Consider the following 283-nt stretch of genomic DNA (forward strand, 5'->3'; position numbering starts at 1 on the left):
CTTCCCCGGAAACTTCGGCTCCTCCTACACCACCGTCATGACCGACACCGTGAAGAACCTCTTCGAGGCCCCCCAGGTCTACAAGGTCCAGGGCCAGAACCAGTACCTCATGATCGTCGAAGCCCGCGGCGCCAACGAACACCGCTACTTCCGCTCCTTCACCGCCACCAGCCTCAACGGCTCCTGGACCCCCCAGGCCGCCACCGAGACCAACCCCTTCGCCGGCAAGGCCAACAGCGGCGCCACCTGGACCAACGACATCAGCCACGGCGACCTCGTCCGC

Annotated in this window: 1 protein-coding gene; it reads left to right on the forward strand. The window is 65.7% G+C overall.

The genetic code is table 11. The annotated features are described in order from the left end of the window. On the forward strand, window positions 1–283 hold a 283-nt coding region (locus tag PUR71_RS30075; RefSeq protein WP_329930327.1), incomplete at both ends, for a non-reducing end alpha-L-arabinofuranosidase family hydrolase.

Source organism: Streptomyces sp. SP17BM10 (genome assembly GCF_036322405.1).
Taxonomy (GTDB): Bacteria; Actinomycetota; Actinomycetes; order Streptomycetales; family Streptomycetaceae; genus Kitasatospora.